At 61.6% G+C, this 2478-nt stretch carries 3 protein-coding genes; all 3 read right to left on the reverse strand.

The annotated features are described in order from the left end of the window. Window positions 1-94 precede the first annotated feature (94 nt). A complete protein-coding gene (locus IVB47_RS08685; RefSeq protein WP_247461040.1) occupies window positions 95-877 on the reverse strand; it encodes a molybdopterin-dependent oxidoreductase in 783 nt (260 codons plus the stop codon). A 15-nt stretch (window positions 878-892) separates the two neighbouring features. Next, a complete protein-coding gene (locus IVB47_RS08690; RefSeq protein WP_247461042.1) occupies window positions 893-1522 on the reverse strand; it encodes a cytochrome b/b6 domain-containing protein in 630 nt (209 codons plus the stop codon). A 182-nt stretch (window positions 1523-1704) separates the two neighbouring features. Beyond that, window positions 1705-2259 (reverse strand): fasciclin domain-containing protein, encoded by a 555-nt coding sequence (locus tag IVB47_RS08695; protein ID WP_027566357.1) that lies wholly within the window; start codon window positions 2257-2259, stop codon window positions 1705-1707. Window positions 2260-2478 lie beyond the last annotated feature (219 nt).

Below are 2478 nucleotides of genomic sequence, written 5' to 3' on the forward strand. Positions count from 1 at the left end.
CATTTTGGCGAAGACTGGTCGTTCGGAATTGGCATCTAGCGAAAATCGATAGACCTCGCGATATGGGTCCCGGCCTTCGCCGGGACGACACTAGCTAGCTCCCGCTGAACGAATTGTAGCCCTGGTCTTCCCAATACCCGCCCTTGTAGTCGTTGGTGACTTCCATCGACACCACGTATTTTGGATTTTTGAAGCCGAGCTTGGTCGGCACCCGGATCTTCATTGGAAACCCATACGCGCGCGGCAGGATTTCGCCGGCGTATTTGAACGTCATCTGGGTCTGCGGATGCAGCGCGGTGCGCATGTCGAGCGGTGAATTGTAGCCGTCCTTGTCGGCGCACTGGAACCAGACGTACTTCGCACGGGTGTCGGCGCCGATCAGCTTGAGGAAGTCGCGCATGGGCGTACCGGTCCAGCTGCCGATCGCGCTCCAGCCCTCGACGCAGATGTGACGGGTGATCTGCGTGACCTGCGGGAGCTTGTACAATTCCGGAAGCGTCCACGACTTCTTGTTGTCGACAAGGCCGCGGACTTCGAGCTTCCAGGATTCGCCGTCGACATCGGGCGCGTCGTCGAGATCGTAATAGGCGTTGAACGGAAACGGTTTTGTGATCGCGCTCTCGGGAAACGTCGGCGCCAGCGCGTCGGGATTGAAGATGAAGGCCTGCACGGCGTCGTTGAATTTCGAAACCGACTTCAGCATCTCCTCGGCGGAGGACGAGTCGATCACGTCGCAGCCGGTGAGCAGCGTCAGTGCGCCGAGGCTGGCGCCGCCCGCGATGAAGCGGCGGCGGCTGACGTCGGGCATCGTCTTGATGGAGTCCCTGATCAGCAGCCGCTTGTCGACGCCGGGAATCAGGAATGAGCGCTTGGCCATGGTTCTTACTCCGCTCTAGCGGCCGATGATCATCGCGCGCAGGCTCTTCGGCACCAGCAGCGCGAGTAAAACGTGAATGACGAGGAACGCGCAGATCGAGGCCATGCAGAAGAAATGGATGTAGCGTGCGGTCGGATAGTCGCCGAACAGGGACACGAGCCAGTGCAATTGCACCGGCTTCCACATTCCCAGCCCCGACAGCACGATGATCACGCCGACCAGGATGATGCCGGCATAGAGCACGCGCTGCACGTAGTTATAGACGGAGAGATCGGCATGGCCGAGCTTGAAGGTCAGCGCGGCCCTGACATCGTGGAGCACGCCGGACGGGGTGATCGGCAGAAGTTTTTTCCGGAAGCGGCCGGTGGCAAGGCCGGTGACAAGATAGGCAAGGCCGTTGATCATCAACAGCCACATCGCCGCAAAGTGCCAGAGCAGGCCGCCACCGAGCCAGCCGCCGAGCGTGTAGTCGCGCGGAAAGCTGAAACCGAACAGCGGCGAGGCGTTGTAGATCTGCCAACCCGACAGGATCATCAGGATCATGGCGAGGGCGTTGACCCAGTGCATGACCCGGACCCAGGCCGGCTGGATCACTTTGGCCGGGGTGGCGCTGACCTGCTCGTCGGTGACTGTGAGGCTCGACATGGCGGTTCCGTCCTGAACATCGTCTGACAGCAATTATACGCCGATGCTTCCGCTTTCGTTACGCCCTGCCCGGCATCGAATCGATACCGGCGGGCTATCATGGTCACAATAAAGCGAGCCGGGGACCCCCGGCTCGCCATTTCGTCGCATCCGGTTCGGGGATGAAGCCGGGCAGCGCGGTGTTAGGTCGCCGGCATCAGCACGGTGTCGACCACATGGATCACGCCGTTCGACTGGTTGACGTTGGAGATCGTGACCATCGAGGTGCCGCCCTTGGCATCGACGATCCAGACCTTGCCGTCCTGCTTCTTGACCGTCAGCTCCTCGCCTTCGGCGGTCTTCATCTTCTTGCCGTCGGTGAGGTCGGACGCCTCGAGCTTGCCCGGCACAACATGGTAGGTGAGGATCTTGGTCAGCGTCGCCTTGTTCTCGGGCTTGACCAGGGTGTCGACCGTGCCGGCCGGCAGCTTGCCGAAGGCGGCGTTGGTCGGCGCGAACACGGTGAACGGGCCCTTGCCTTCCAGCGTCGGCACCAGGCCGGCTGCCTTCACCGCCGCCACCAGCGTGGTGTGGTCCTTCGAGTTGACGGCGTTCTGGACGATGTTCTTGGACGGGAACATCGCGGCGCCGCCGACCATGACGGTCTTTTCCTCGGCGCGGGCGGGCGCGACGACGGTCGCGGTGATGGCCAGCGCGCTGAAGGCTGCAGCGGTGAGATAGGCAATACGCTTCGACATGGAGGGTCTCCCGATTGGATTGTGACCGGCGATTGCCGGCATTCGAGTTGGGCAACAACGGTGGCTGCGACCTGTGAGCGTGAAGCAGCAGCGACGTCGTTGGCTCGAATTACGGGAGGTTTTGCGAAGCGGTTTCGAACAAAACTTCTTTGTGATGGGTGAAACTAAGTGCGGGTGTGTTCGTGAGGGGGCGTCATTGCGAGGAGCGAAGCGACGAAG

Source organism: Bradyrhizobium sp. 62, from assembly GCF_023073035.1.
In the GTDB taxonomy this organism is placed as follows: Bacteria; Pseudomonadota; Alphaproteobacteria; order Rhizobiales; family Xanthobacteraceae; genus Bradyrhizobium.

What these genes read in the sequence shown, in the direction of transcription:
- IVB47_RS08695 (WP_027566357.1), bottom strand. Translation starts at nt 2,259, where the DNA reads ATGTCGAAGCGTATTGCCTATCTCACCGCTGCAGCCTTCAGCGCGCTG.
- IVB47_RS08690 (WP_247461042.1), bottom strand. Translation starts at nt 1,522, where the DNA reads ATGTCGAGCCTCACAGTCACCGACGAGCAGGTCAGCGCCACCCCGGCC.
- IVB47_RS08685 (WP_247461040.1), bottom strand. Translation starts at nt 877, where the DNA reads ATGGCCAAGCGCTCATTCCTGATTCCCGGCGTCGACAAGCGGCTGCTG.